This is a genomic window from Flavobacterium sp. (assembly GCF_044338735.1).
Taxonomy (GTDB): Bacteria; Bacteroidota; Bacteroidia; order Flavobacteriales; family Flavobacteriaceae; genus Flavobacterium.
Genome location: NZ_JBIIWV010000106.1, coordinates 1 through 7,063, shown reverse-complemented (window position 1 = coordinate 7,063; position 7,063 = coordinate 1). Strand labels below are relative to the sequence as shown.

Here is a 7,063-nt window from a genome sequence, read left to right as displayed (position 1 = left end):
GTTGCGTTTGGAAGTGCTTTCACTGTAACTGTTAAACTCACTTTTGGACCTTCACAACCTAAAGCATTTACAAGTGCTACATAATAAGTAGTTGTGCCAGTAGAAGTTGTAATCGGAGTTGGTGCTGTTGCACTTCCTGTTCCGGTTGCAGATGAAAACCATAAAAGTGAATAACCCGCTGGTGCTGTTGCTGTTAATGGAATAGCTACAGCATTCATGCAATAGGTTAAATTTGAAACAGTTGGCACTTGGGTTTCAGATTGATAATTTACAGTAATGGTTTTGTCACAATATCTTGTTTTCCAATGATATAGATAATTTCCTCCCGTTGTAAATCCTGAAATTTGTGTCGAGCTAGAATTTGGTGCAGCAATTGTAGTTGTAGCTGGGTTGTTTGCATCCGCAATCCATTGACCAACACCATTCGCTACAACATTAATAGCATTTTCATCACAAGGCAAAGTGGTATCAGGTGTAATAATATCTGTATTTGCTTTAAAATTAGCCGCATCTAAAATATGGCCACCGACATTTCCTTTTGATCTGAAAATAAATCGGGTAGTATTTTGGCCAACAGGAACGGTATAACTGCCTTGAATTACTTGCCAAACCAAACTAAATGCATTGTGTTCTGTAACTAAAGTAAATGGCCCTGATGGCGGTCCAGCAAAAAGTTGAACTGTTGTGTTTCCAGTTCTAGTTGCACTTGCAAAATTGTAATCCATCTTTATTATTTCAGATGTATCAAAGTCTTTATATAATCCTTTAATATTTGGATCACTCGGGTTCCATGTAGACTCAGCATCTTGAATTAACTGTACACATTGTCCTCCAGAATATGGCGTAACATTTAATGAATTGTTTTGTTCTTGAAAAAACATTTGACCCACTGCTGTATTTACTCTCCAGCCCGGCACTACCACTGCATTGATTATTGTGGGTATACCCGTTACTGATTGCATTGGTAATTTCTCAAAATCATAATTAAATGCATTTAAATCACATAAATCAGTTGGTGTAGTGATGCATATTTTGAATTTTTTGTTGTTTGAAATTAAACCATCTAATTTTAATCTAATTTTATATGTTTTTCCAACAGTTAATTCCGTATTATACATAGTAACCAGTGAATTGTTTTCACTGCAACCTTTCTCAATTAATGAGCCATTCAATTGTACTTCATAAATTGACATTATTATTTTTGGCCAAGGTCCTTCATAAGATGAAGCATAATAACTTCCAGGTGCAAAATCACTTAATTCAATAGTATGAACTTTAGAGGTAGCTATAAAATCAAACCATATATCACCGCCATTATTTCCAGTACAAGCAGTTGGGTTGGTAGAAGCTGTAGCGCCAATAAAAGAAACATTACTTCCTGAAACAGTACATTGGTTTCCCGAATTAATTGGAAGGGTTACCGAAGTAGCAGCTTCATCGTTTCTAATAAATACTTTTGGTCCAGACCAATAACTTTTGTTTGTAGTATTACAAATAGCTCTCACAAAATATTCGTAAGTACTTGATGATGGCACACTAAAATTAGATGCTACCGGAGTATAATTCGGGTTGTTTACAATAATTCCTGATTGCGGTAAGGTTCCATTTCCAACAGGCTGTACAAAAACTTCCCATTGTGTTTCTGTCCCACCAGGAGTCCATGAAAGCACGCCTTGATTGCTTACAGTTAAATTTATAGGTTGCGGACAAGTAATTGTTCCACAAGTTGCAAATCCACTATAAATATTTGTGTTTACTGTACCTAAACCTAAAGGACTTGTCCAAATAATAGTATTACTAGCATCTTTTATAATAATTTGCGCTTGTGAATATTGAACACCACTTCCCATTCCTTCCCAATATAAATCAAAAGCAACTCCAGAACATAAAAACACCGTATAATCAATAGTAGTTTGTCCAAAACCAGGGAATTCTAACACCTGTGACACAACTCCGTTTTGCATCAAATTTACGCTTCGTGTTACTTGCCCTGAATTACCGCTTATTGTTGTAATTGTGTATTCACAAACATTTGCGAAATCACATTTTGTTGTAAATTCAAATGGCCCAACCCATGCACTTTGCGATGTACTACTACAAATTGCTCTAATGTAATATTGATATTGCGTTGCTGGAATTAATCCAGTAATTGTTTTAGGATGTGTAGTTGTAGTGGTTAAATATTGTGGTAAAGTAGCGCCACTTGGTGCAGGAGTTCCAAATGGTTGTACTGAAATTTCCCAAGAAGTTTCTGTTCCTACTGTTTGCCAATTTAGTGTAACAGCTCTATCTAATAAATTACTTGAAGTTACATTTATTACTGATGGACAAGCAGGAATATCTTCTACTATTACATTATCAATGAACGTGTATTGTGATCTATAACCCCATGGATTAGGTGGAAAATAGGGCGTATGAAATGCTAAATTAATATTTGTAGGTGCTGTAATTCCAGTTAAATTAATGACCATTTCTTTAACCTCTTCATTATTTATTATTTCATGAACAACATCAACATTTAAAGGACCTGCTACGGTAGCTGTAGCCGCGGATGCCATTGTTATGACATTGCCCGTTATACCAGTTACGAGAACATGATACGGTATTGGATTATTCATAATATGCAACATATCACCTACTCTAATACCTTGAGCAGATGCTACCGTTATAGTATTACTACCCGTTACAGTTCCGGTTGCATTAGTAGTTGCCAACAAAGTATTTTCATATAAAATAGTCGTAAACTGATTGGTTGCTATTCCGTTAGTAGAAAGCATTACTTTTAAATCCTCTTCAAAAAATTCATCATAAACTTTATAATAAAAACGTAATCTTTGGTTTGCATTAGCAGTTAATGTAGGCGTAATTAACCAGTCGTTATTATTTCCATTATTTCCAGTAAATAACGCTGCCATTTGATCCCCAAAAATTGGATTAACCGTTTGATTTAGGTTCCAATCGTTTGTGTCGCCATTCCCATTTACAGCTCTCCAACAACTTTCTGTAGTTGAATCAGAATTAAAAGTTTCCAAAAATGGTGTTGGTAATGCATTACAAGTAGTTCTAAAAGTTAACGGACCTATCCATTGACTATTTCCATTACTGCCACCACAAACTGCTCTTACATAATATTCGTAAATTGTATCCGGATTTAAACCAGTTGCATTAAATGTTGGTGTAGTATTTACAGTAGTTCCAGTTCCAGTAGGGATTCCACTTCCAGCTAACTGAACCACAACTTGCCATTGCGTTTCTGTATATCCAGCAGCCCAACTTAAATTAGCAGTAGAAGTAGAAACAGTTGAAACCGTTAAATTTCCAGGATTTGGACACGGAGGCGCGTCTTCAACATATACATCGTCAATCATCATGATTCCAGTATTTCCTGGATTTGTCATTGTTGGAGGCACTCTGAATGCAATATAGGTAGTTCCAGTCCCGGTAAATAATACTGCTTTTTCTTCGTAAGCTAAATTCACAAAATCAAAGGAAGGAATTAATACAGTATAACTACTAAAATCTGGAGTTGAAGACATTAATACTTCCACATTTCCTCTTGGTGTAGGATTAAAAATTCCATTTACAGCACGATGACTAAAACGAAGTCTTTTTAATCCAACCGCATTTACAGGTGCACTAATTAACCAATCGTCAAATTCACTGAAAGGTTGTGACATACTTGACAAAGCTCTAATACTTGCCTCTGTTGCTTCAATTCTCCATTGTGTTAAGCCGCCATCAACATTTTTTACTGACCAACAGAATTTTTTAGTGTTTACATCAGTACTGTTTAAACTTTCATAATATGGAGTAGGTTGGGCAATACATAATGTATTAAAATTAATCGGCCCTGCCCAACTACTTTGAAGTGTTGGTGAACATACTGCTCTCATATAAAATTCGTAGCGAGTAGAAGGATTTAAATTGGTTAGTGTATATGGATTTGTATTCACTATAATTCCTGGAGATGTAGGAATTCCTGTGCCAAGTGGTTGTGCTACTAATTCCCATTGTGTGTTGTTGTATCCATTAGTCCATGAAATTGTTGCTGATGTTGTAGTTATAGATCCAGGTGTTACTGTTGGATAACTAGGTGGCGAACAAGCAGGTAGATTTTCAATATAAACATCTTCAATATAAAATTGCGTTGCTGTGTTTACAGATCCTAAAGGTAAATGCCAAGCTATATTTACATTTCCAACCACATTTTGAGGTACAACAACTACTCGTTCAACCCAATTGAAACCCGTAAAAAAAGTTTGTAAAGGGGCAATTTCTGTGTTAAAATTTGCTGCTCCTACTCCTGTAGTTGAAAGTTTCATAGCATAAGAAGAATCACCAGTAGTTGTTGTTCCATTAAAAGATCCATACGCTTGAAACTTGAAACGGATTTGTTTTTGTGTTACACCATCAAATACAAATTGAGGCGTAATTAACATATCATTTGTAATTAAACTTAAACCAGATGTACGAAGTTTAGCAACAGGTTCGCTATTAGCACTATTCCCAAAATTAAATACATGAGGATCATTATTCAAATTCAATTGATTCCAACAAGAAATCTCTAAATTGTTATTAAAACCAGAATAATATGGTACCGTCTGAACCGAACACTGTGTAGTGAAGGGCAATGCACTTGACCACGGGCCAGGAACGCCATTACAAACAGAGCGTACAAATAAATTATACGAAGTGTTTGACAATAAATTTGTTAATGGATTGTTAGTTGGTGTAGTGGTTGTTGATAATATTTCTGAACCATTTGGAACTCCAGAAGTAGAAGGTATAGCTACATATTCCCAATTACTAACTAAATTTTGTGGATTTTGCCAAGAAAATGATGCACTATTTTGCAATAAATTGGAATAAGTTAATCCAGTAGGTATTGGACAGGCTGGTGCCGAAATGGTAAACGTAAAACAAATGTTCGCTCCGGTTAAAGACTGTAAATACGCAGATGATATCAAAATAATATACGTTTGACCTGCTTGAACATAAAAATTTGTTAATTCTCCATAAGTAACAGAAGAAGGATTTCCTGTTGTAAAACCTCCTAAACATGCCGCCTCGGTTGCTACTCCTTCACAACTACTAAATATAAATACAGATGAGTTTGCATTAGCAAAACATCCATTTCCTGATGTTTGTATTTGTTGTGAAAAATTTACCAATCCACTAGTTGCAGGTGTAAAGGATAAAAACGCATGATCGCCCGAAAATAAATTCCATGTTGGTGGTATTCCAGGAGGAACACAACTTAATCCCTGACTGCTAATGGGTACATAGTTGGTATTTGTATGAAAATTTATTAAATTAGTACTTAAAATATAGGGCGTTGTGGTTACATTAGATGGAACAATAAGAGGAGTTGCACAAGATTGACCCAGTATTGTAGTGGTAAAAGTAAATGGACCTACCCATGCACTATTTGACTCGGTACAAATAGCTCTTATATACGCATCATAAGTGGTATTGTTTGTTAAATTTGTTGCCAAATACGACGTTCCTGTAACTGCTGTTCCAGTAGCCCCTATACCTGCTCCACTAGCAAGCACTTGAATTTCAAACGAATTACTGGTTGGATGTGACCATGTAATTTGTGCTGTTGTAGATGCTGGTGTGGTAACCACATTTGAAACTGGTGCACATGCTGTAATTACTCTAACATTATCTACAAACCAAGTATCTCCACTAGTTGCTGTAGTTCCTGTTTGATTAGTAATTGCAACAAATGCTAGATAAACTGGAATACCTGCTTGTAATGATCCTATTGATACTGTTTTTTCTTCATAAGTAGTTGCAGCAACATTTAATTGAGCTTCTGTCCACGATTGTAAAACAACATTAAAACTACTAATATCGGGTTGCGAAGCTGTAGAAGCTCTTAGCTGATACGTTGTTCCTTTATTTGTAAAACTTCCTTGTTTGGTATAAAATTTTATTTCTCCGTTTGAGGGTGTATTAAATTGCTCTGTAATCAAAAAATATTGGGCATTGGTTCCAACTGTATTATTCAATGCTGGATTTACTGTAACTCCTGCAGTGCCTTGATAGCCTCCTGTTGAGGTAGCTTGCCAATTATTCGCAACGGTTTGATTACTTTGAACTGCCCAAGACGCTGGAATTCCAGACTGAAATTCTTGTAATGTTAATTGACTAAAGCTTAAATTACTAGCAAAAAGCAAAAACAAAAACAAAACAGTATTTGTTTTGTTTTTGTTTATTATTCTTTGAAATAAAAAAGCTAAATCAAATTCTTTTCCAATTCGATTCGTTTTATTAAAACAATTTTTGTAACACATAATTGAGAGTTTAATGAAAATTTTTATAATTAAAGGCAAAGGCCATCCATTGATAGCCTTTGCCTTTTAAATAATTAAGTTATTTTTTAATAACTGAAATAACTTTATTTTTTGAATTTGAAATTACTTTTACAAAATAAATTGCGCTTGGTAAACTTTCAAAATTCATTGTTGTATTGAGTTTATTTGGAATTTCTGAATATACTAATTGTCCAATTGAATTATAAACTTCTACGTTTGTAATTATATCTTGTGCTTCTATTGTAAAACTTGAAACTACAGGATTTGGATAAAATTTAATATTCGTCAACCCAAATTGATCTGTGCCTAAAGTAACCGTTACTGTTACGGCAAATGCTAAACTCACACAACCATTAGAAGAAACATTTACGGTGTAATAAGTTGTTCCTGAAACTAATTGAGTTGCTACAGGTAATGCCCCTGTTGTAGCTAGAGCATTTGCTTCTGAAGCATACCAACTACCATTTGACCCTATTACTGCTAAATCTTCAATAGTAGCTTCAGATGCTATACCTGCAATTATGTTTTGTGTTGTAGTTCCTGTTGGCGTTGCAGGTGTTGCTAATTGAGCTGCTCTTGTAAATGATGCAGACGCTGCTGATGTACAAGTTGTATTTCCTGCGGTAACAGTATAAGCTGTTCCTGCAGTTGCTCCTGTAATTGCTCCTCCTGTTCCTACTGTTGGACCTGTTGGGCTAAACGTGTAAGTTAAACTCGAATTGTAATTTGAAACCGTTGCA

The 7,063-nt window shown here is 35.2% G+C and carries 2 protein-coding genes; both read right to left on the bottom strand.

The genetic code is table 11. From position 1 onward, the window contains the following. The coding region (locus ACIQZC_RS07645) for a choice-of-anchor J domain-containing protein (protein WP_396138643.1) at positions 1-6,302 on the bottom strand (6,302 nt) is incomplete at its 3' end. Between the two features lie 79 nt (positions 6,303-6,381). Further along, positions 6,382-7,063: T9SS type A sorting domain-containing protein (locus tag ACIQZC_RS07640; RefSeq protein WP_396138642.1), on the bottom strand; the 682-nt coding region annotated here is incomplete at its 5' end.